Here is a 19,667-nt window from a genome sequence, read left to right on the forward strand (position 1 = left end):
CAGGTCCGCGCCGGTGACCTCGCCGGATCCGTTCCCGTCGCGATGGCTGTCGCCAAGGACCGCTCCCGTCGCAAAAGTTGCCGCTTTCCGGTTGCCAGAACGGCAGCTTCTGCGACGGGAGAATCCGGGACTCCACCGCCACGGGCCGAGAAAGAGGCTTGCGTCGGGGATAATTTTGTGACAAAACTAGTTTCCGACGGCGAGGATGCCGAGGACAGGAGCAGATCGATGCGGATCGGAATCATCGGCGCGGGGATCGGCGGACTCGCCACCGCGCTCAGCCTGGAGGCCGCGGGCTTCCGCGACATCACGGTGCACGAGCGGACGGACCGGATCCGCGGTCTGGGGGTCGGCCTCAATCTGCTCCCGCACGCGATCCGTGAGCTCACCGAGCTCGGACTGCGCGACCGCGTAGAGGCGCTCGGCGTCGCTCCAGAGACCCTCGTCTACATGAACCGCTTCGGCCAGCACATCTGGAGCGAGCCCCGCGGGCTCGCCGCCGGCTACCGCTGGCCGCAGCTCTCCGTGCACCGCGGTCGCCTGCAGCTCGCCCTGCGCGACGCGGTCGTGGAGCGCCTCGGCGACGTGATCCGGCTCGGCCATCGCCTCGTGGATGTGCAGGGCGAGGACGACGGATCCGAGACGGCGCGCTTCGCGACGGCGGACGGCGAGACCACCGCGACCTACGACCTGGTGATCGGAGCGGATGGGATCCACTCCGCGCTGCGTGCGCTCCGCTATCCCGCCGAGGGGGCTCCGCCGTGGAGCGGGCTGACGCTCTGGCGCGGGGTGGCCGAGGCGCCCGTGCTCGTCGACGGGCGCACGATGATCATGGCGGGCGACGGCGACCAGAAGTTCGTCGCGTACCCGCTGGGGGCTCCTGAGGACGGGCGTCAGCGGCTGAACTTCATCGCCGAGCGGCGCGGGATCGGTCACCCCGATGCGGACTGGAACCGCGCCGTGGATCCGGGTCCGATCGCGGAGCTCTTCGCGGACTGGAGGTTCGAGGGCCTGGACGTGCCCGCGATCATCGCGAACGCGGAGGAGATCCTGGAGTATCCGATGGTCGACCGCGATGCGCTGCCGCAGTGGACGTTCGGGCGCACCACGCTCATCGGCGATGCCGCGCACGCGATGTATCCGAACGGCTCGAACGGCGGATCCCAGGCCATCCTCGACGCGCGCACCCTCGCGTTCCACCTCGGCACGGCGACGCGGGCCGGAGCTGCCGTCGATGCGGGGGCTGCGGCGGACCGTACGGCGGAGGGCGCGGCGATCGACGCGGCGCTCGCCGGCTACGAGGACGCGCGCCGCCCCGCGATGACCGCGCTGCTGGCGGGCACCAGGGCGACCGGTCCGGAGCGGGTCATGCTGCTCGCGGCCGAGCGCGCCCCGCAGGGCTTCGCGCGCATCGACGACGTGATCCCGCGGAGCGAGCGCGAGGAGATCGCGAACGCCTACAAGCGCGCCGCGGGCTTCGCGCCGTCGATCCTCAATGAGCGCGCCTCGCTCAGCGTCGGGGGTCCGGCGTGAGCGGCCGCGCCTCGGCCGGATCCGCGCCGGCTGCTGACTCCGCGGGCGACGCCGAGAACCGCCTCGCCGCGGTCATCTCCCCATTGCGGCGCACCCTGCTGGCCGCGGCGCGCGAGCGCGGCGAGCTGCCCGACATCCCCGACGCCCAGATCGAGGTCGTGCGTGCGCTGCTGCCGTCTTCGGGCAGCGCGGAGCGCGGTCCTGCCGAGCTCGCGGAGGCGCTGCACCTGAACCGTTCCACGGTCAGCAACCTGCTCGGTGCGATGGAGGCCGACGGCCTCGTCGAGCGGCGCAGGGCCGACGGCGACGGCCGCCGTGTCGTCGTCGTCCTGTCGCCGCGTGCTCTCGACCTCTTCGGCCGCTTCGATCAGGCCGCGGGGGAGCTCCTCCGGGACGCGCTGGAGACCCTGGATCCTGCCGATCGCGAGGCCGTGACGGCCGCGGTCCCGGCTCTGGAGAAGCTCGCCGCCGCGCTGCGAGGGTCAACGCGATGAGCGACCTGTTCGCAGAGCTTCCGGAGCCCCGGCTCGAGCCGGCGTTCGAGGTCACGGTGCAGGTCGGTCCCCCTCGGGATCATGGCATCACCTCCGCCGGCCACCGCCGCGTGGTGCCGATCCTCGGCGGCCGGATCACCGGCTCTCTGGAGGCCGAGATCCTGGCCGGTGGATCCGACCGGCAGCTCATCGCCTCCGACGGCACGATCGGCATCGACGCGGAGTACTCTGCCGTCGCCGCCGCGGGGCCTCTGCTCATCCGCACGCGCGGGGTGCGCCGCGGGGCGGCCGAGGTCCTCGCACGGCTGGGGCGCGGCCAGCCGGTGGATCCGGGCGCTTATTACTTCCGGACGACCTTCGAGGTCGAGGCGGCCGCTCCCGAGTTCGCCGAGCTGCAGGGCACCCTGTTCGTCGCCGTGTGCCGGCGGGACGGATCAGAGGTCCGCTACCGGGTGCACCGGATCGTCTGAGGCGCCGATCGCGCCGTCGGGAGACTGCCTCAGGCGGGCAGGAGCTCGCCGACGAGCTGCTGGATCCGCCGGCGGATCTCGTCGCGGATCGGCCGCACGGCCTCGATGCCCTGGCCCGCCGGGTCGTCGAGCGCCCAGTCCTCGTAGCGCTTGCCGGGGAAGAACGGGCACGCGTCGCCGCAGCCCATCGTGATGACGACGTCGGAGTCCTGTACCGCCTCGGTGGTGAGGACCTTGGGCTGCTCCGCGGCGATATCGATGCCCAGCTCGGCCATCGCGGCGACGGCGACGGGGTTGATCTGCTCGGCGGGCAGCGACCCGGCGGAGCGGACCTCGATGCGGTCGCCCGCGATCTCGCGCAGGAAGCCCGCGGCCATCTGGGAACGGCCCGCGTTGTGCACGCAGACGAACAGCACGGCGGGGGTGGCTTCGGCGGTCATGCGTCTCTCCTCGTTCCGGGATCAGCCTACGACGACCGGGCGGGCGCCGATCTGCAGGACGGGGGCGGCGCAGCAGCTTTCGCCGGCCGCGTCGAAGTCGCCGGATCCTCCGCATACGCCGGTACTCGGGAGGGCCAGTTCGTTGAGGGCCGCGGCCTCGTGATCGCCGGCAAGGTGTGCGGCGACGCTGCGCACCTGCTCGTAGCCGGTGAGCGCGAGGAAGGTCGGCGCGCGGCCGTAGCTCTTCGCTCCGACGATGAAGAACCCGGGTTCCGGCTGGACCAGCTCGCGTGCGCCGGTCGCGCCGACGGATCCGCAGGAGTGGATGTTCGGGTCGATCTCGGCGGCGATGCCCGCCACCGCCTCCAGGGCGGGGTCGAGGTCGATCCGCAGCTCGGACAGGAAGGACGTGTCGGGGCGGAAGCCGGTCAGGGCGAAGACGTGGGCGATGCCGGGGATCTCGCGCCCGTCGCCCGCCACGGCCGTGACGCCGTCCGCGTCCGCGTCCGCGCGGAGTTCTGCCACGCGGAATGCGGTGACCACGTCGACGAGGCCCTTCTCCATCGCGCGTCGTGCGCGGACGCCGAGAGCGGCGCGCTGGGGCAGGCCGTCGCCGTCGCCGCCGCCGAACACGGAACCCACTCCGCCGCGCCGGAGCACCCAGGTGACCCTCGTCTCCGGTTCCGTGCGGGCCAGTTCGGTGAGTCGCAGCACGGCGTGCGCGGCGGAGTTGCCTGCACCCACGACGAGCACGTGCGTCCCCGCGAGCGCCGACACGTCGTCCGGGATCCGGTAGGAGATCCGGTCGCCGGCTGCGCGCTCGCCGAGCGCCGAAAGGCCGTCGGCACCGGCCGGACCCGGTGTCGCCCAGGTGCCGGATGCGTCGAGGACGGCCCGCGCGGCGATGCGTCCCTCCCGTCCGTCCGCGCCGACGGTGTGCACGGTGAACACGGCGTCGCGGCGACCAGAATCGACGACCCGATCGCGCCCGGCTCGGGCGATGCCGGTCACCGTCGTGCTGGTGCGGACGTGGTCGCCCAGAGCCGTGGCGAGGGGAGCGAGGTAGAGGTCGACCCATTCGCGGCCGGTCGGGTACCCCTCGGCAGGAGCGATCCAGCCGGTTCCCTCGAGGAGGCGTTGTGCTGCGGCGTCGACCAGCTCCGGCCATCCTGAGAAGAGTCGCACGTGCCCCCATTCCGAGACAGCCGCGGCCGCGCTCTCCCCGCGTTCCAGGACGACCACGTCCTGTCCGCGCTCGACGAGATGGGCGGCGGCGGCGAGGCCCTGGGGGCCTGCGCCCACGACGACGACGGGCAGGTCGGACATCGGTGCTCCTCGGATCGGCAGCAGTCTCAGATTGAAAGACTTCAATGCGACTACCGTCCATCATCTATCGATGAATGTCAATACGTGGAAGGATGGGCGCATGACGCTCCCCGTGACCATCGTCGCCGACGCCGCCTGTTGCGCCACGGTGCGCGAGCCCCGGGTCGGCGTCGAGGAGGCCGAGCGGATCGCTCACGTGTTCAAGGCGCTGGGGGATCCGACGCGTGTAAAGCTGCTCTCGCTCATCGGCGCCGGCGAGGGGGGCGAGGCGTGCATCTGCGATCTCACCGAGCCGGTCGGGCTCTCCCAGGGCACGGTCTCGCACCACATGAAGCTGCTCGCGGAGGCCGGGCTCGTGACGCGCGAGCAGCGCGGCAAGTGGGCGTACTTCGCGATCGCCGAGGGTGCGCTGGACGCTGCAGCGGCCTCGCTCCGGATGCTCTGAGTGTGCTCCGGATGCTCTGGCCGCGCTCAGGATGACTTGGCCTGTGCTCCGGCCGCTCTGGCCGCGCTCAGGATGACTTGGCCTGTGCTCCGGATGCTCTGGCCGCGCTCAGGATGACTTGGCCTGTGCTCCGGCCGCTCTGGCTGAGGTCGGGATGACTTGGCCTGTGCTCCGGACGCTCTTGCCGTGCTCCAGATGGTCCAAGCTCCGCTCAGGACGCGTGCCCTCGAGGACCCGGGCGCGCAGCGCTGACCGCGCTCGCGGGGTGACGGTCGAGGGTGACCGCCGCGCTGGTCAGAATCCGGGGGTCTCTGGGTCGGGTTCCGGGGGTGGGTCCGGGTCTTCGACCGTGAAGGTGACGGGTGAGGGTGGTCGGTCGATGTAGGTGGCGCCGGTGGGGCTGGTCCATTCGAGGATCCCGGCTCCGCGTTGTGTCACTTTCCAGGCGGTCTGGTGTTTGAGGATGTGGTGGCGGCGGCAGAGTCCGCCGAGGTTGCCTTCCTCCGTGGGTCCGCCGTGCGCGGCGTCGATGGTGTGGTCGAGGTCCTGCGCGGCGGGTGGGAGTCCGCAGGTCGGGAACCGGCACCGGGAATCCCGGGCGTGCAGGAGCCGGCGCAGGTCGGCGTTGGGGCGGTAGTGGTCGACGGCGAGGATCGCCCCGGTGACAGGGTGGGTGAGGACGCGTTCCCAGGCGGTGGCCCCGCCGGCGAGGGTGCGGGCGGTGTGCGTGTCGATGGGCTGCCCGCCGGCGAGTTCCGCGGGCTGTTCGGTGCGGACGCCGAACGCGGTCCCGGATCCTGTCGAGGTCCCGGATCCCGCCGGTGACTTTTTCCGGCCAGCCCCCGCGGTGTCGGGCGTAAGCAGGGTGAGCACCGAGACGGTGACCTCCACCCGCGCCTGGATCGCGGACAGGAGCCCGGCGGACGTGTCGTGCCCGGACGCGGTCCCGGTGAGCAAGGTATCCGCGCACAAGTCGGCGCGCAGCTGGTCCATCGTCCGCGCGTCGCCGGGGTCGCCGAGGCTCTCCGATTTGAGAGAGGCATCGTCTTTCGCGGCCTGCGCGTTCGCGACACTCACTGCTCGCGCTTGCTGGGTGAGCCGGTCATAGATCCCGTCGACGATCGCGGCCGAATGGATCACGCCCAGGGCCTTCTGCCCGTCGCCGAGGTCTTCCCGCCACACCCGACGCTGCTCCTGCACCTCCCGGTGACGCTCGGTCAGGCTTCGCGGCGCGAGGCGTTCCGCGACCCGTTCCACGATCCGCTTCGCCCGATGCGGCGTCTCCCCCGCACACGCGTCCACCGCGATCTGTTCGAACTCGGCCCGCACCGTCTCATCGAGACGGGCACCGGCGTCCTGGATCACCCGGACGTGGGCGGCGTTGATCCGCGCCTCCCCGAACGCCCGCGTGACCTCCGGGAACCGGGTCTCCAGGTCCGCAGCGCGCGCCATCCTCGCCTGCACGACCCGATCCGACATGTGCAGCACCCCGGCCAACTCGGCCGCGACGCTGCGTGTCGCGAGATCCACCGACTCACCCCGCACCGCTCCCGCACCGGCGTCTCGGGCGGCGATCTCCTCGGCGACGCGCTGCGCGGCCCCGAGCTGCGCGTCCCGCAACGCCTGGAACCGGATGATCGTCGCCTCGGCCGCGGCCAGACCCTCCCTCAGCAGACGCAGCACCGTGACCGGATCGACCGGGTCGACCCCGGGATCCGCCACCGTGTCGGCTGAGTTCGTCATGAATCAAGTCAACACCGGACCACCGACATTCCGACCCCGAAAAGCGCCCCCTCAACAGCCAAAACATCACGAACCGATCACAGAACGGTCGTGCGACGGGGCGTCGATCAGACGCGGGCGTTCTGCCGGGGAATCCAGACCTGCTTGACGATGATCAGGATCGATGCGGTCACCGGGACGGCGATGAGCGCGCCGAGCAGACCGAGCAGCGTGCCGCCGACGAGGGCACCGATCACGACGAGGGATCCGGGGATCGAGATCGCCCTGTTCATCACGCGCGGGGTGATGACGTACGCCTCCACCTGCATGTAGACGAGGTAGATGAGCGCGAAGATCAGGGCCATCAGCGGGGAGCTGAACAGCGCGATGCCGGTGCCGATGATCCAGAACAGGATCGGGCCGACCAGCGGGATCATCGTGATGAGGAAGGCCACGGTCGCCATCAGGGGAGGGAACGGCAGTCCGAGCACGAGGTAGAGCACGAAGACGAGTGCCGCGTTGATGAGCGCGAGCACCACCATGCCCATCACGTACCCGCCGACCGAGTCGGTGATCTGGGTGGTGATCCGCGAGACGTTCTTGCGGTCGCGCGCGGGCGCCAGCTGCAGCAGGCCGCTCTTCATCGAGGGCAGCGTGGCGAGGAAGTACAGCGTGAGGACGAGGACGATGAGGGCGCCGGAGATGCCGGTCGCGATCGCCGCGCCGACCTGCAGCGCTGCGTTGCCGACCTGCAGCGCGCCGCCGCCGAGCTGCATGAGCTTGTTCGGGTCGCTGAGGAACTTCTGCACCTCGCCCATGAGGTCGCTCACGCCGCCGCCGAACTGCCCCTGGATCCAGCGGTACAGATCGCTGTGCAGGAACTCCTGGATCGTCGAGGGGATCGACTTGACGAACTCCGCGATCTGCGTGACCACGACGGGGACGATCGCGAGGATGACGAGCACGAGAGCGAGCGCGAACCCGACGATCACGATCACGACCGACCACGCGCGCGAGGCTCCGCGCCGCTCCAGCCACCGGACGGCCGGATCGAGGCCGAGCGCGGCGAACAGCGCGAACGCGATGTAGATGAGCACCGTGGACAGGCTCGTCAGGGCGAGCCCGAGGAGGATCGCCGCGAGACCGCCCAGGGTGACGAGGAAGCCGAACACGAACGGGCGGTCGATCCGGGTCCAGAACGAGCCGCGCGGCGTGCCAGGCTCGACGACGGGGCGGGGCGTGTAGTGGCCCTCGGCGTCGTCGTCGGCCGCGATGGTGTCGGCCTGGGCCGTCGTGACAGCGCGTTCGCCGTCCTCGGCCTCTGCGACTGCGCTGTTGTCGAGCCCGGAGTCGTCGCTGGTCATGGCTTCACTTTAGGGGAGGGGTGCGCGCCCCCGGGGGTGTCCCTCCCGCGCTTCCGAGGTTCCTGGACCCGTCACGGCGGATCCGACTCGGGGCGGAACGGGTTATCGTCGGAGGGATCGCACATCCGCCGCCCGGTGAGGAGCCCCGATGTCCGCCCCCGATCCCCGCACCGAACTGCTGCGACTGCGCGCCAGCATCGACAACATCGACGCCGCCCTCATCTTCATGCTCGCCGAGCGGTTCCGCTGCACGCAGCAGGTCGGCGTGCTCAAGGCGGAACATGACATGCCCGCCTCGGATCCCGGTCGCGAGGAGCAGCAGGTCGCGCGCCTGCGCGCCCTCGCCGAGGAGGCGCACCTGGATCCGGAGTTCGCGGAGAAGTGGTTCAACTTCGTCGTCGCGGAGGTCATCCGGCACCACACCGAGGCCGCCGAGTCCCGCTGACCCGACGGCCCGACGGGCGGGATCAGCCCGCGTAGCTGGTGTCGTTCACGGACTGCACGGTCCAGGATCCGCGCGCGTAGCGGAGCGTGCTGACCGCTCCGTTCTCGATGGCGCCGTCGACGGTCGCGCCGAGGGACTCCAGCAGGCACGTGATCGACATACCGCTCGAGACCGCGAGGATGCTGCCGCCGTGCCGCATGGGCAGACGGCGGTCGGTTGCCGCGGCGGTGAGCGCGGCAGTCATCCGCTCGGCGACCTGTGCCCAGGTCTCGGTGGGCAGGGTCTTGTCGGGGTTGCTCGCGACGAAGGCGTCGATGATGTGCGCGAGAGTGTCGAGAGGCCCCGCGGCAGCGAGCTGCGGGAACGCGGTCGACTGCTTCTCGCCCTCCCAGCCGCCGTAGGCGACCTCGCGGAGGCCGGCGATCTGCGTCGGGGAGAGCGAAGAGCCCGCGGCCGAGAGGATGCCGTTCGCGGTCTGGAAGTGACGCATCATGTCGGCGGAGTAGGCGGCATCGAATCCGCCGATCTTCGCGGCGAGGTTGCGGCCGACGGTCTCGGCGATCGCGACCCCCGCCTCGGTGAGCGGCGAATCCGACCAGCCCTGGATCCGGCCGGCCTGATTCAGCCAGGTCTTGCCGTGGCGGACGAGGTACACGGTGATCGTACGGTTGGGCTGCGCGGTCGGCGCCGCGACCGCGGGAGCGGCTCCGGCCAGGGCGAGCGTTCCGGTGAGGGCGGCGCCGCCGAGCGAGAGCAGGGCGGTGCGACGGGACAGATCGGGCATGTCATCTCCTTCGATGGATGTCTCCGAAACCCATATGTCGTTAAGGTTTCGAACTGGCGAAAGCCTAGTGCTGTTCATGTTTCGTGCGCGGAGCCATTTCCGGATCAAGTGACAGAAAGTGCGTGTTTTACCGTAAGATCGAGCATGGTCACGCAATCGACGTCGACCGGAGCCCGCCGAGGAGGACGCATGACCGACCCGAACGAGAATCTCGCCCCCGGCGCCCACATGCGCGCCGAGCTCGACTCGCAGCCCGAGATGTGGGAGCGCGCCGCCGGCATGACGGCGGAGCAGGCGCTGCTGCCGGCGAAGGGCCAGCGCGTCGCCGTGATCGGCTGCGGTACCTCGTGGTTCATGGCCCAGTCCTACGCCGCGCTGCGCGAGCGCGCGGGCTTCGGCATCACCGACGCCTACGCCGCGAGCGAGGCGTTCATGGATCGCGGCTACGACGCCGTCGTCGCCCTGACCCGCTCCGGAACGACCACCGAGGTGCTCGAGCTCGTCGACGAGCTCAAGGGATCCGGATCCGCGCCGCGCGTCATCGGCGTCATCGGCGACGTGACCTCGCCGCTCGTGAGCATGGTCGACGACGCGATCCTGCTGCCGTTCGCCGACGAGCAGTCCGTCGTGCAGACCCGCTTCGCGACCACCGCGCTCGCGCTGTTCCGCGCCTCGCTCGGCGAGGACCTGACTGCCGCCATCGCCGACGCCCGCGCCGCGCTCGCCGACGTGGATCCGACCCTCGCGGGCGCCGAGCAGTACACGTTCCTCGGCCGCGGCTGGACGATCGGGCTCGCACACGAGGCGGCCCTGAAGATGCGCGAGTCGTCGCAGTCGTGGACAGAGTCGTACCCCTCCATGGACTACCGCCACGGTCCGATCGCCATCGCCGCCCCCGGCCGCATCACCTGGCAGTTCGGCGCCGCGCCCGAGGGGCTGGACGCCCAGGTCGCCGCGACCGGCGGCCGCTGGGTGCAGCACGCGATCGACCCGATGGCCGATCTCGTCCGCCTGCACCGCGTGGCGCTCGACCGCGCGCTGGCGAAGGGTCTCAACCCCGATGAGCCGCGCAACCTCACCCGTTCGGTCATCCTCGAGGACTGAGAGCCGGCGATGACGATCCCCTCCGGCGACGCCACCGTGGACGACGCCCGCGCGCACGAGGCGGCAGAGGCCGCCCGTGCCGTGCCCGACGTGATCACCGATGCCTCGGGGGACCCCCTCGTCCCGCGTCAGGATCCGGGGTCGGCGGCCGAGCTCGGCGCGGGTGCGCCCGTGCTCGCGTTCGACGTGGGCGGCACCGACATCAAGTCGGCCCTGTTCGACGCCGAGGGCGTCATGCTCGGGCTGCGCCGCACCCCGACGCCGGATCCGGGGGCGGACCTCCCGGAGCGGCTGATCGCCCGGCTGGTCGAGCTCGGCGCGCAGCTGCGCGAGGAGCATCCAGGGGTGGATCCGGTCGCGGTCGGACTGGTGGTCCCCGGCATCGTGGACGAGGTCGCCGGTGTCGGCGTCTTCGCCAGCAACATGGGCTGGCGGGACGCGCCGATCCGCGCACTCGCGGAGGAGGCGTTCGGGCTTCCTGTCGCGTTCGACCACGACGTCCGCACGGGCGGGTGGGCCGAGCACGTGCTCGGCGGCGCGCGCCCGTACCCGAACTCGATCGTGCTGATCATCGGCACCGGGATCGCCGGGGCGCTGCTGCTGGGCGGCGAGCCCTTCACGTCGGGCGGCTACGCCGGCGAGGTCGGCCATTCCCCGGTCGCGGACGAGCCGCTGTGCCCGTGCGGAGCGCGCGGCTGCCTCGAGGCCATCGCCTCCGCAGGCGCGATCGCCCGCCGCTACACCGCGCGCAGCGGGATCGCCGTCGAGGGGGCGAAGGAGGTCATCGCGCTCGCCGCCGAGGGCGACGAGGCCGCCGTCGAGGTCTGGAACGAGGCGCTCGACGCGCTCGCCCTGTCGCTCGCGCAGCTCACCGCGGTCGTCGCACCGCAGGCCATCGTGATCGGTGGCGGGCTGTCGCGCGCGGGCGGCGCACTGTTCGACGAGCTGCGCGCGCGCCTGAGGGCGCGCCTCAGCTTCCACCGCATCCCGGAGCTTGTGCCCGCGCAGCTGCTGGGCAACGCCGGGATCCTGGGTGCGGCGCTGCGCGCGAGGAGTCTCGGATGATCGTCACCGTCACGCCGAATCCCGCCCTGGATCTCACCTGGCACGTCGATCGGATCGTGCAGGGCGAGACTCATCGCGCCGATGCCGGCATCGCCCGCGCGGGCGGCAAGGGCCTGAACGTCGCCCGGGTGGCGCACGCGCAGGGCGCCTCCGTCCTCGCCCTCGCGACCTCGGGCGGGGCGACCGGCGCCGAATTCACCGCCGAACTGGCCTCCTCCCCTGTTCCGTACGAGCTGGTCCCGGTGCAGGGGGCGACCCGTCGCAGCGTGGCCCTGGTCGACGAGCACCTCGGCGACACCACGATCGTCAACGAGCGCGGCATCAACCCGACGACACAGGAGTGGGACGCGCTGAAGGCCGCCGTGGTGCGTGCGCTGGATGCTCCGGCCACGAAGGCGAAGCCCGTCCTCGTCCTCTCCGGATCCCTCCCGCCGGGCGCTCCCGACGATCTGCTGCCGACGCTCATCCGCATCGGCCGCGACGCCGGCGCGATCGTGATCGCCGACACATCGGGGCCGGCGCTGCTGGCCGCCGCCGACGCCGGGGCGACCGTGCTCAAGCCCAATGCGGCCGAGCTCGCGGAGGCCACCGGCATCGCGGATCCCATCGCCGGGGCGTGCGAACTGCTGCACCGCGGAGCATCGCTGGTCCTGCTCTCCCGCGGGGCGGACGGGATGCTCGCGGTCACCGCGGACGAGGTCGTCCGCGCCCGACTGGCCCACCCCCTCGCCGGCAATCCGACCGGCGCGGGCGATGCCGCCGTCGCCGCCTGCGCCGTGCTGATGGCGCAGGGCGAGAAGGATCCGACCGTGCTGCTGCGCCGTGCGACGGCCTGGTCGGCCGCCGCCGTGCTGATGCCCCTCGCGGGCGAGATCCACCCGTCGTGGCCCGACCTCGAGTCCGCCCTGCTCATCGACAGCCCGTCCCTGACGGCGCTGAGCCTACCGTCCACCGAAAGGACACCCCGATGACCCTCGTCTCCGCCCGCGACCTCGTGCACGACGCGGCCCGCCGCGGCACCGGCGTCGGCGCCTTCAACGTGATCCACCTGGAGACGGCTGAGTCGCTGGTCGCCGCATCCGCACAGGCCGAGCTGCCCGTGATCCTGCAGATCTCGCAGAACTGCGCCGACTACCACGGCGGCCTCGAGCCGATCGCGCTCGCCACCCTCGCGGTCGCACGGCGCGCCGCGACCCCGGTCGCCGTGCACCTCGACCACGCCGAGCGTCCCGAGCTCGTGGACGAGGCCATCGCCCTGGGCTTCGGCTCCGTGATGTTCGACGGCGGCGCGCTCGACTACGCCGAGAACGTCGCGCTCACCGCGCAGGTCGTCGAGCGCGCCCACGCCGCCGAGGTGTACGTGGAGGGCGAGCTCGGCGAGGTCGGCGGCAAGGACGGTGCGCACGCGCCGGGCGTCCGCACGGATCCGCAGGAGGCTCGGGCCTTCGTCGCGGAGACCGGCGTCGACGCCCTCGCCGTGGCCGTCGGATCCTCGCACGCGATGACCGACCGCACCGCGGCGCTCGACCTCGATCTCATCGCGGGCCTCCGCGAGGCCCTGCGCGGCGCGGGGGAGGACGGCGTCGACGTACCGCTCGTGCTGCACGGATCCAGCGGTGTGCCGGATGACGCGATCGCGGCGGCGGTGCGCGCGGGGATGACGAAGATCAACGTCTCCACGCACCTGAACGGCTTCTTCACCCGCGCGATCCGGGAGAAGTTGGAAGCCGATCCGCGCCTCGTCGACTCGCGGAAGTACCTCGCCCCCGCCCGCGACGCCGTGGCCGGCGAGGCCGCGCGCCTGCTGCGCCTGTTCGCCGGATCGGACAAGTCGTGACGGGGCTCCGTTTCGAAGCGCGCACTTTGCCCGATCTTCGCCCGGAATACAGCGATTCGCGCGCTTCGAACGAGGGATTCGGAGTCGCCCGGTGAACAGGGCGTACCGGCTGACGGCCATCCTCGACCTGCTCGCCGTGCGGGGGGACGTGTCGGTCGAGGAGCTCGCGGAGCGTTTCGACGCATCTGCCGCCACGATCCGCCGCGACCTGGACAGCCTGTCGGAGCGGCGGCTGCTCACGCGCACCCACGGCGGGGCGGTGGCGCAGTCGGTCGCGTACGAGCTGCCGATCCGGTACAAGAGCCATCAGCGCACCTCGCAGAAGGAGCGCATCGCGCAGGCGGCGTCGGCGCTGGTCGCGCCAGGGTCCGTGGTGGGCCTCTCCGGCGGCACCACCACGACGGCGATCGCGGCGGCTCTCGCGGCCAGGGAGGACCTCGCCGACCAGGGGCTCACCGTGGTGACGAACGCCGTGAACATCGCCGCGCAGCTCGCCACGCGCCCCGACATCAAGGTCGTGGTGACCGGCGGCGTGATCCACTCCCGCAGCTACGAGCTCGTGGGCCCGTTCGTGGAGCAGCTGCTCGCGGGCATCGCGCTCGACATCGCGTTCATCGGCGTGAACGCCGTGTCCGCGGAGGGCATGGCGAGCACGCACGACGAGCGCGAAGCGGCCGTGAACCGCCTGATGGCGAGCCGAGCGCGACGCGCGGTGATCGTCGCCGACTCGTCGAAGATCGGCGCCTCGGCGTTCGCCGCGGTCGGCGGCGCGGATCTCTTCCCCACGCTGCTGACCGACGACGGCCTCGAGCCCGCAGACCGCCGCTCGCTCACCGAAGCCGGCTTCGACGTGGTCCTGGCGGACTGACCTGGATCCCGGACCTGGATCCGACCCGGGATCCAGGCGCTTTCAGGCGAGCAGGGTGTCGCCGATGAATCCGTCTTCGGCGCACCCTGGCGGAACGGCGAAGACGGCGGAGCCGATGGGCGTCGTCCATTCGTTGAGGAGGTCGAGCTCGTCGAGGCGACGCTGCATGGGCGTGAACTGCCGCTCGATGTCGGCCTGGAACGAGACGAAGATGAGGCCCGAATCGGAGACCTGAGTCCCGGTCGGCCGTTCGTCGTAGTTGTAGGCGCGGCGGAAGATGCGTTCGGATCCGTCGCCGCGAGCCCGCCGCATGTGCGCGAACTGCGGGATGACGGGGAATCCGATGGATGTCTTCGCCTCGAAGTCCGGCTCGTCGAACTCGTCGGTTCCGGTGAGCGGCGCCCCGTTCGCGAGAGTGCGCCCGACGCTCGCGTCGCGGCCGGAGCGGTCCAGGCGATCCCATTTGTCGAGATCCATCCGGATGCGGCGCACGACCATTCCGGTGCCGCCCGCGAGCCAGCCGTCCGTGGTCCAGACGACCTCGTCGAAGTCGCCCGTCCCCGGCCGGGGATTCGTGGTCCCGTCGACCTGCCCGAACAGGTTGCGCATCGTGGTGCCGGGTCGCTCGGTGCCGTACGCGCGCCGGAACCCCTGCTGGGTCCAGCGCACGTCCGCGAAACCGCGGGCGTCTTTCAGCAGCATCCGGGTGGCGTGGGCGATCGTGAGGGGATCGTCTCCGGCGATCTGCAGCAGCAGGTCCCCGTCGGAGAACTCCGGACGCAGCTGATCCACGCGGAAGGCGGGCAGCGGGCCGAGCCAGGCCGGGCCGGGTCCGCTCGCTCGTGCCACCAGGCCTGGCCCGAACCCGAAGGTGACCGTCAGACGCGCGGGCGCGTGCGACAGCTCCGGTTCGGAATCCGCCAAGGCGGGCTTCCCCTGGGTGAGCCGGGCCGCATCGTCGGTCAGGATCCGCAGCAGACGGGTGAGCGCCACCCGGTCGACATCGCCGTGGAGGTCGAGCGCGACGAAGACCCCGTGCGCCTGCGCGTCGGTGTCGACGCCGGCCTGATGCACGCCGAAGAACGGCACGGTGTTCTCGCCGTTCATGGGCGCTGCCGGGGCGACGGGCGTCTCCTGCCGGCGGTTGAGGGCGAGGTCCACGCCGACCGCGGCGACCGCGCCGGCCCCGGCGACAGCCCCTCCGAGGAGGAACTGCCGCCGGGTCGACCCGGTGCGACGGGTGCGGGCGCCCTCAGCGGGCGCGGGCATCAGTGACCCGCGCCCTTGTGGCCGTCGTCGTAGTTCTCGTTCGCGCCCGAGTAGTCCTTCACGGGTGCCGTGAAGGTGTACGTCGAGCGATCGGAGAACGTGAGCGTGAAGCTGGCCTCCGCCCCGGCCTTCAGCGGTGCGGTGAGATCCATCAGCATGATGTGGTTCGCGCCCGGCTCGAGAGCGAGCTCGCCGCGCGCAGGGATGACGAAGCCGCCCTCGATCTCCCGCATGACCATCTCACCCGAATCGTTCGCGACCGTCTCATGCAGCTGGAGCATGTTCGACGCATCCGAGGCGACGGACACGACCGTGACATCGTCGCCGCTGCTGTTCGCGAGAGTTCCGAATGTTGCGGACATGCCGTCCTCGGCCGACTTCACCCAGGCGTTCTCGATGGTGACGACATCGCCCGCGGGTGCGGACGTGGCCGGTGCGGGTGCGGCGGGTGCGGCGCACCCCGTCAGCGCGAGCAGCGAGACGGCGGCGAGCACGGTGAGGCGGGCAAGCCTGGTGGCGGTGCTGGTAGTGGTGTTCATGGTTGTTGTGCCTTTACAGATCATCTGCCGCGGGTTCGCCGGTGTCCGGCGTCGCGGCTGCCGTCCGAGGACGGCGAAGGAATCGGAACAGGACGAAACCGAGTGCAGCGATCGCTGCCCCGGCTCCGCCGATGAGCAGCACCCGCAGGGCGCCGCCGGATTCGTCTGCGATCTGATCTGACGTAGTGGTCCTGATCTCCGGACGTGCCGACGCACTTCCCTTGCCGGCGGTGGTTCCCGCGGTCAGGGGATCGGCGTCGCCGACCGTGAACGGGACGACGCCCGCGATCGGGTGTCCGTCCGCGGACACGACCTGCCACCGCACCTGATATCCGGCGACAGGCATACCCGGCTTCAGCTCGGCGGTCACGATGTTCCCGACGACTTCGGCCTTTCCGGTCACCCAGTTCGTGTCGGAGTCGTCGACGACGAGCACCACGGCGCCGAGCCCCGTGTCATCGAGCGCGAGGAGATCGCCGGAGAAGGTCATCGAGATGCTCGTCGGCGCGACGGCGAGCTGCTCGCCGGCGCCAGGAGTGCTCGAGACCAGCTGGTCGTGGGCGGACGCGGGCGACGCCGTCGTGAGCACGACGACGGATGCCAACGCCAGCCCCGCCGCATACCTGCGGAAAGGGGACATGAGTCAAGGACCTCTCGATGGACGCCGATACGGCGTCGTTCCTACGTTCAGATCGCCGCGCGCGAGACCGCGCGCAGGCAGGACGCACTGCACGACGGGGACGTCGCCAGCGCGGTTCGGATCAGATCGCGGAGAGAACGGGCGGCGCGCGCCCGCGCAGCGTCGCCAGGTGAGGGGCATCCGCAGGGCGCACGATGTCGAACGCACCCCACAGGGAGGGCTTCGTCTCGTGCGACGGGGCGACGACGAGCGCGACGGCGCGCCGGTGCAGCCAGCGCACGGCCTGCGCGGCCAGATCGCGGATCGCCAGGACGAGTCGTTCGCCCCAGTGCAGTGCGGCGATCGTCACCGCCGCGGCGACCGCGTGACCGACCCACATGCTCCCGTCCGCGGCCACCACTTCCGGGAGGACTCCCGGTGCCTCGGGCAGCACCTGCGGCATCCCGTGCACGTGCGGCCTCGGCGTCTTGGACGGCGTGATCGTGCCGAGCACGAAGAGCGTGTGGAACAGGAGCTGGCTCGCTCCCACCGACAGTCCGAGGCGGATCAGCGAGAGCTTCCGCCCGGCGAGCAGGACGCACACCATGAGCGACAGCAGCCAGGGCACGAGCAGTCCGAGCGGGCCCGGCATCTCGCCGCCGCCCGTGATGTGACCGGCCAGGGCGATGAAGATCGAGAGCGTCGCGGCCGCAAAGCCGCGGATGACCGCAGGCTTCCGGGACGCGAACACGCACCCAGTCTGTCACGAGTGCCGGAACTCCCGTCCGACCCGATCTGCGGCTCGTCCCTCACCGCCCGCCGGAAACCGGAGTTCTGCACAGATTGCAGAAGGCGCTCACCACCTGAGGCGTGGTCGTGACAACGTGGATGCCGCGAGCCAGAATGGGGGCATGATCATGACGGAGCCGCAGGTGTGGACGCTGATCGGAGTGTTCGCGGCGGTCATGCTCGGGGGCATGACGCTCATGACGACGCTGCTGACGCGCACGATCTCCGCGAAGTCCGACGCCGCCGACAGCCGGATCGAAACCCTTCGCGTGGAGATGAACGCGCGATTCGACACGATGGACGTGAAGTTCTCGACGCTCGACAGGGAAGTCGCGACGCTCGCCGAGCGGTTCTGGCGATCCTGACAGGGGAGCTCGCGACAAAGGAGCGTGGAGCGAAGGCGACGTTGTGCCCTCCACTCCACGCCCCTGTGCTCACGGCGTCGCGCGGCGCAGCACCAGATACGAGATCCCTGCCAGCAGGACGACCGCGACCAGGCCCCACAGCGCGAGCCCGAGCACGCCCATCGTGGCGAATCCCTCGCCGACCTGTCGCCACAGCCCGAACCGGGTGACGAGGAACGCGAGACCGACCAGGACGAGCCCGGCTCCGACTCCGACGAGGGTGACCGCGAGAGTGCCTGCGCGCTTGTAGATCGTCGCGCCGGTGAAGCCGAGCAGGAACAGCAGCAGCCCGAGCGCGAAGTACGACAGCCATACGGTCAGTGGTCCCGCCTGCCACATCCACGGCACGCGGAACAGGAAGCCGTTCGCGCCCCAGCCGTTCGTCGCATCCTCGATCCAGCCGCCCAGGAGGAACACCGCGGACAACGCCGCGGATCCGAGGACCGCCGTCGAGAGGGTCCCGAGGAAGAAGTCGCGCCGGGTCACGCTCAGCGCCTGCGAGAACGGGAAGGTCAGGGTGAGTGCCTGCAGGCCGAGGGCGAAGAAGTACCAGAGCGGAGCCTGGCCGGCGCCGCTGTACTTCGGCACGTCGAAGGGGATCATCGCGAAGATCACGATCGACAGGACGCTCGCCCCGCCCAGGATGATCAGCGGGACCCACACCCACGTCATCTTGTTGACCAGCTGAAGCCTGACCACGTTGAGGATCCGGGACATCAGCGCACCTCCTTCGTGAGAGATCCTGCGGCGTCCGCGGTCGCGGATCCGCCCTGCTCGCGCTGGGTGAGCCGCACGATGAGCTGCTGCAGCGACACCGGGGCGAGATCGAGACCGGCGTCGAGCACGGCCGCGCGATCGGCCGCGGTGAGGCGGCCGAGCACGGTGACCGAGGCGACCCTGCCGAGCGACTCGCGATGCAGGATCTCCCTGCCCGCAGCCCAGTCGTCCACCGCCGCCGCATCTCCGACCACTGTCGAGGCGCGTTCGCGCACGGCGTCGGTCTCCTCGTCGAGGAGGATGCGCCCGTCGTCGATCACGAGCACGCGCTCGATGAGGTTCGAGACCTCGTCGATCAGGTGCGAGGACAGGATGATCGTGCGCGGGTGCTCGACGTAGTCCTCGAGGAGCCGGTCGTAGAAGATCTGCCGGGCGACTGCGTCGAGCCCGAGATACGGCTCGTCGAAGAACGTGATCTCCGCCCGCGAAGCGAGGCCGATGATCACCCCGACGGCGGAGAGCTGCCCGCGGGACAGCTTCTTGATCCGGCGCTTCATCGGCAGCTGGAACTCGGCGACCAGCCGGTCGGCGAGTTCCTGGTTCCAGTTCGGGAAGAACAGCCTGGCCGCGCCGAGCGCGTGGATCGGTGCCGCATCGTCGGGGTACTTCTGGCTCTCCCGCACGAAGCACACGCGATTCAGCACGTGCGCGTTCTCGTACGGGTCCTCGCCGAACAGGCGCACCTCGCCCGAGGTGGCGAAGTTCTGCGCGGTGAGGATCGACATGAGGGTGGTCTTGCCGGCGCCGTTGCGGCCGAGCAGACCGTAGATGGTGTCGGCCTCGATCTCGAACGAGACGTGGTCGAGTGCGAGCTTGTCGCGGTAGCGCTTGGCGAGGTTCGACACCTCGATGACGGCGGTCATGCGCGGTTCCCTTCGGTGAGTGCGGTCGATGCGGCACCGTCGGCGCGTTCGCGCAGCAGTGCGGCGAGGTCTTCGGCGTCGAGCCCGAGCGTGCGGGCCTCGGCGAGGAGCGGATCGATGAAACGGTCCGCGAACACGGTGCGGCGTTCGCGGAGCAGGATGTCGCGGGCGCCGACGGCGACGAACATGCCGATGCCGCGGCGCTTGATGAGCACTCCCTTGTCGGTGAGCATGGCCACTCCCTTTGCGGCGGTCGCGGGGTTGATCCGGTAGAAGGCGGCGAGCTCGTTCGTGGACGGAGCCTGCGTGTCTTCGGAGAGCGAGCCGTCGACGATGGAGCCCTCGATCGCCTCGGCGATCTGGAGGAAGAGCGGACGGCCTTCGTCGATCACGGATGTCCTCGCAGCGGTGTATTGGTTAGTTACTCGACTAACTAACCATCGAACCTGCGGAGTGTCAAGTGCTGCTCGCGTCGTCGGCGAGATGCACCGGCTCGGTCGGGCGGATGAG

Annotated in this window: 23 protein-coding genes; 11 read left to right on the forward strand and 12 right to left on the reverse strand. The window is 70.9% G+C overall.

Translation table 11 applies throughout. The features are described 5' to 3' along the window. Nucleotides 1-228: 228 nt before the first annotated feature. The 3 genes from CQ044_RS07610 to CQ044_RS07620 are packed head-to-tail and all read left to right on the forward strand — an operon-like array spanning nucleotide 229 to nucleotide 2,497. Entirely contained in the window at nucleotides 229-1,533 is a 1,305-nt protein-coding gene (locus tag CQ044_RS07610) for a flavin-dependent oxidoreductase (protein ID WP_105687908.1), read from the forward strand. Further along, the gene (locus CQ044_RS07615) at nucleotides 1,530-2,027 is read left to right on the forward strand and encodes a MarR family winged helix-turn-helix transcriptional regulator (RefSeq protein ID WP_105687909.1); all 498 of its coding nucleotides are present in this window, start codon (nucleotides 1,530-1,532) and stop codon (nucleotides 2,025-2,027) included. Before CQ044_RS07610 ends, CQ044_RS07615 begins: the two co-directional genes overlap by 4 nt. Beyond that, nucleotides 2,024-2,497, forward strand: a complete 474-nt coding sequence (locus CQ044_RS07620) for a DUF3237 domain-containing protein (RefSeq protein WP_105687910.1) — start codon at nucleotides 2,024-2,026, stop codon at nucleotides 2,495-2,497. The genes CQ044_RS07615 and CQ044_RS07620 overlap by 4 nt, the downstream gene beginning before the upstream one ends. Before the next feature lie 29 nt (nucleotides 2,498-2,526). On the opposite strand, the gene CQ044_RS07625 is transcribed toward CQ044_RS07620, so the two are convergent. Together CQ044_RS07625 and CQ044_RS07630 are read right to left on the reverse strand one after the other, a co-directional pair. After that, nucleotides 2,527-2,937: an arsenate reductase ArsC gene (locus tag CQ044_RS07625; RefSeq protein WP_105687911.1), complete on the reverse strand. Its 411-nt coding sequence runs from the start codon at nucleotides 2,935-2,937 to the stop codon at nucleotides 2,527-2,529. A gap of 21 nt (nucleotides 2,938-2,958) precedes the next feature. Further along, nucleotides 2,959-4,263, reverse strand: a complete 1,305-nt coding sequence (locus CQ044_RS07630; RefSeq protein WP_105687912.1) for an FAD-dependent oxidoreductase — start codon at nucleotides 4,261-4,263, stop codon at nucleotides 2,959-2,961. A gap of 100 nt (nucleotides 4,264-4,363) precedes the next feature. Here CQ044_RS07630 and CQ044_RS07635 point away from each other — a divergent pair, with 100 nt between their 5' ends. Then, on the forward strand, nucleotides 4,364-4,708 hold the full coding sequence (locus CQ044_RS07635; protein WP_082076650.1) for a helix-turn-helix transcriptional regulator: 345 nt from the start codon (nucleotides 4,364-4,366) through the stop codon (nucleotides 4,706-4,708). A gap of 294 nt (nucleotides 4,709-5,002) precedes the next feature. Here CQ044_RS07635 and CQ044_RS07640 read toward each other — a convergent pair whose 3' ends face one another. Beyond that, entirely contained in the window at nucleotides 5,003-6,451 is a 1,449-nt protein-coding gene (locus tag CQ044_RS07640) for an HNH endonuclease signature motif containing protein (RefSeq protein ID WP_105687913.1), read from the reverse strand. Nucleotides 6,452-6,558: 107 nt separating this feature from the next. After that, the gene (locus CQ044_RS07645; protein WP_105687914.1) at nucleotides 6,559-7,794 is read right to left on the reverse strand and encodes an AI-2E family transporter; all 1,236 of its coding nucleotides are present in this window, start codon (nucleotides 7,792-7,794) and stop codon (nucleotides 6,559-6,561) included. A 148-nt stretch (nucleotides 7,795-7,942) separates the two neighbouring features. On the opposite strand from CQ044_RS07645, the gene CQ044_RS07650 reads away from it, so the two are divergent. Further along, nucleotides 7,943-8,239 carry a chorismate mutase gene (locus CQ044_RS07650; protein ID WP_045271589.1) on the forward strand — a complete coding sequence of 99 codons (297 nt, stop codon included), beginning with the start codon at nucleotides 7,943-7,945 and terminating at the stop codon, nucleotides 8,237-8,239. 22 nt (nucleotides 8,240-8,261) lie between these two features. Here CQ044_RS07650 and CQ044_RS07655 read toward each other — a convergent pair whose 3' ends face one another. Then, nucleotides 8,262-9,023 carry a histidine phosphatase family protein gene (locus CQ044_RS07655; RefSeq protein WP_181158218.1) on the reverse strand — a complete coding sequence of 254 codons (762 nt, stop codon included), beginning with the start codon at nucleotides 9,021-9,023 and terminating at the stop codon, nucleotides 8,262-8,264. 189 nt (nucleotides 9,024-9,212) lie between these two features. On the opposite strand from CQ044_RS07655, the gene CQ044_RS07660 reads away from it, so the two are divergent. The 5 genes from CQ044_RS07660 to CQ044_RS07680 all read left to right on the forward strand — a co-directional run bounded on the left by CQ044_RS07660 (nucleotide 9,213) and on the right by CQ044_RS07680 (nucleotide 13,897). Then, nucleotides 9,213-10,127, forward strand: coding sequence for an SIS domain-containing protein (locus CQ044_RS07660; protein WP_105687916.1), 915 nt, complete (start codon nucleotides 9,213-9,215; stop codon nucleotides 10,125-10,127). A 9-nt stretch (nucleotides 10,128-10,136) separates the two neighbouring features. Further along, on the forward strand, nucleotides 10,137-11,192 hold the full coding sequence (locus CQ044_RS07665; RefSeq protein ID WP_105687917.1) for an ROK family protein: 1,056 nt from the start codon (nucleotides 10,137-10,139) through the stop codon (nucleotides 11,190-11,192). Further along, complete coding sequence (locus CQ044_RS07670) at nucleotides 11,189-12,163, forward strand: 1-phosphofructokinase family hexose kinase (protein WP_105687918.1); 975 nt, start codon at nucleotides 11,189-11,191, stop codon at nucleotides 12,161-12,163. Before CQ044_RS07665 ends, CQ044_RS07670 begins: the two co-directional genes overlap by 4 nt. Then, nucleotides 12,160-13,029 carry a class II fructose-bisphosphate aldolase gene (locus CQ044_RS07675; RefSeq protein WP_105687919.1) on the forward strand — a complete coding sequence of 290 codons (870 nt, stop codon included), beginning with the start codon at nucleotides 12,160-12,162 and terminating at the stop codon, nucleotides 13,027-13,029. Before CQ044_RS07670 ends, CQ044_RS07675 begins: the two co-directional genes overlap by 4 nt. Nucleotides 13,030-13,120: 91 nt before the next feature. Continuing rightward, nucleotides 13,121-13,897, forward strand: coding sequence for a DeoR/GlpR family DNA-binding transcription regulator (locus tag CQ044_RS07680; protein ID WP_105687920.1), 777 nt, complete (start codon nucleotides 13,121-13,123; stop codon nucleotides 13,895-13,897). A 42-nt stretch (nucleotides 13,898-13,939) separates the two neighbouring features. On the opposite strand, the gene CQ044_RS07685 is transcribed toward CQ044_RS07680, so the two are convergent. From CQ044_RS07685 to CQ044_RS07700, 4 genes are all read right to left on the reverse strand, one after another. Next, complete coding sequence (locus tag CQ044_RS07685) at nucleotides 13,940-15,166, reverse strand: Dyp-type peroxidase (protein ID WP_105687921.1); 1,227 nt, start codon at nucleotides 15,164-15,166, stop codon at nucleotides 13,940-13,942. Beyond that, entirely contained in the window at nucleotides 15,166-15,705 is a 540-nt protein-coding gene (locus CQ044_RS07690; RefSeq protein WP_105687922.1) for a copper chaperone PCu(A)C, read from the reverse strand. The genes CQ044_RS07685 and CQ044_RS07690 overlap by 1 nt, the downstream gene beginning before the upstream one ends. A gap of 13 nt (nucleotides 15,706-15,718) precedes the next feature. Next, nucleotides 15,719-16,345 (reverse strand): copper resistance CopC family protein, encoded by a 627-nt coding sequence (locus CQ044_RS07695; RefSeq protein ID WP_105687923.1) that lies wholly within the window; start codon nucleotides 16,343-16,345, stop codon nucleotides 15,719-15,721. Nucleotides 16,346-16,466: 121 nt separating this feature from the next. After that, entirely contained in the window at nucleotides 16,467-17,075 is a 609-nt protein-coding gene (locus CQ044_RS07700; RefSeq protein WP_105687924.1) for a hypothetical protein, read from the reverse strand. A 160-nt stretch (nucleotides 17,076-17,235) separates the two neighbouring features. Here CQ044_RS07700 and CQ044_RS07705 point away from each other — a divergent pair, with 160 nt between their 5' ends. Beyond that, nucleotides 17,236-17,478 (forward strand): hypothetical protein, encoded by a 243-nt coding sequence (locus CQ044_RS07705; RefSeq protein ID WP_258133200.1) that lies wholly within the window; start codon nucleotides 17,236-17,238, stop codon nucleotides 17,476-17,478. Between the two features lie 69 nt (nucleotides 17,479-17,547). Here the strand turns inward: CQ044_RS07705 and CQ044_RS07710 are convergent, their stop codons facing one another. The 3 genes from CQ044_RS07710 to CQ044_RS07720 are packed head-to-tail and all read right to left on the reverse strand — an operon-like array spanning nucleotide 17,548 to nucleotide 19,549. After that, complete coding sequence (locus tag CQ044_RS07710) at nucleotides 17,548-18,234, reverse strand: hypothetical protein (RefSeq protein WP_105687925.1); 687 nt, start codon at nucleotides 18,232-18,234, stop codon at nucleotides 17,548-17,550. Further along, entirely contained in the window at nucleotides 18,234-19,157 is a 924-nt protein-coding gene (locus CQ044_RS07715; RefSeq protein ID WP_105687926.1) for an ABC transporter ATP-binding protein, read from the reverse strand. The genes CQ044_RS07710 and CQ044_RS07715 overlap by 1 nt, the downstream gene beginning before the upstream one ends. Beyond that, complete coding sequence (locus tag CQ044_RS07720; RefSeq protein ID WP_105687927.1) at nucleotides 19,154-19,549, reverse strand: GntR family transcriptional regulator; 396 nt, start codon at nucleotides 19,547-19,549, stop codon at nucleotides 19,154-19,156. The genes CQ044_RS07715 and CQ044_RS07720 overlap by 4 nt, the downstream gene beginning before the upstream one ends. Between the last annotated feature and the right edge of the window lie 118 nt (nucleotides 19,550-19,667).

This window comes from Microbacterium sp. MYb64 (assembly GCF_002979495.1).
GTDB lineage: Bacteria > Actinomycetota > Actinomycetes > Actinomycetales > Microbacteriaceae > Microbacterium > Microbacterium azadirachtae_A.

Coding starts and splice junctions, on each gene's coding strand:
- CQ044_RS07670 (WP_105687918.1), top strand. CDS start 11,189: ATGATCGTCACCGTCACGCCGAATCCCGCCCTGGATCTCACCTGGCAC.
- CQ044_RS07635 (WP_082076650.1), top strand. CDS start 4,364: ATGACGCTCCCCGTGACCATCGTCGCCGACGCCGCCTGTTGCGCCACG.
- CQ044_RS07640 (WP_105687913.1), bottom strand. CDS start 6,451: ATGACGAACTCAGCCGACACGGTGGCGGATCCCGGGGTCGACCCGGTC.
- CQ044_RS07695 (WP_105687923.1), bottom strand. CDS start 16,345: ATGTCCCCTTTCCGCAGGTATGCGGCGGGGCTGGCGTTGGCATCCGTC.
- CQ044_RS07645 (WP_105687914.1), bottom strand. CDS start 7,794: ATGACCAGCGACGACTCCGGGCTCGACAACAGCGCAGTCGCAGAGGCC.
- CQ044_RS07705 (WP_258133200.1), top strand. CDS start 17,236: ATGATCATGACGGAGCCGCAGGTGTGGACGCTGATCGGAGTGTTCGCG.
- CQ044_RS07685 (WP_105687921.1), bottom strand. CDS start 15,166: ATGCCCGCGCCCGCTGAGGGCGCCCGCACCCGTCGCACCGGGTCGACC.
- CQ044_RS07650 (WP_045271589.1), top strand. CDS start 7,943: ATGTCCGCCCCCGATCCCCGCACCGAACTGCTGCGACTGCGCGCCAGC.
- CQ044_RS07710 (WP_105687925.1), bottom strand. CDS start 18,234: ATGTCCCGGATCCTCAACGTGGTCAGGCTTCAGCTGGTCAACAAGATG.
- CQ044_RS07665 (WP_105687917.1), top strand. CDS start 10,137: ATGACGATCCCCTCCGGCGACGCCACCGTGGACGACGCCCGCGCGCAC.
- CQ044_RS07630 (WP_105687912.1), bottom strand. CDS start 4,263: ATGTCCGACCTGCCCGTCGTCGTCGTGGGCGCAGGCCCCCAGGGCCTC.
- CQ044_RS07620 (WP_105687910.1), top strand. CDS start 2,024: ATGAGCGACCTGTTCGCAGAGCTTCCGGAGCCCCGGCTCGAGCCGGCG.
- CQ044_RS07675 (WP_105687919.1), top strand. CDS start 12,160: ATGACCCTCGTCTCCGCCCGCGACCTCGTGCACGACGCGGCCCGCCGC.
- CQ044_RS07690 (WP_105687922.1), bottom strand. CDS start 15,705: ATGAACACCACTACCAGCACCGCCACCAGGCTTGCCCGCCTCACCGTG.
- CQ044_RS07625 (WP_105687911.1), bottom strand. CDS start 2,937: ATGACCGCCGAAGCCACCCCCGCCGTGCTGTTCGTCTGCGTGCACAAC.
- CQ044_RS07715 (WP_105687926.1), bottom strand. CDS start 19,157: ATGACCGCCGTCATCGAGGTGTCGAACCTCGCCAAGCGCTACCGCGAC.
- CQ044_RS07660 (WP_105687916.1), top strand. CDS start 9,213: ATGACCGACCCGAACGAGAATCTCGCCCCCGGCGCCCACATGCGCGCC.
- CQ044_RS07610 (WP_105687908.1), top strand. CDS start 229: ATGCGGATCGGAATCATCGGCGCGGGGATCGGCGGACTCGCCACCGCG.
- CQ044_RS07655 (WP_181158218.1), bottom strand. CDS start 9,023: ATGCCCGATCTGTCCCGTCGCACCGCCCTGCTCTCGCTCGGCGGCGCC.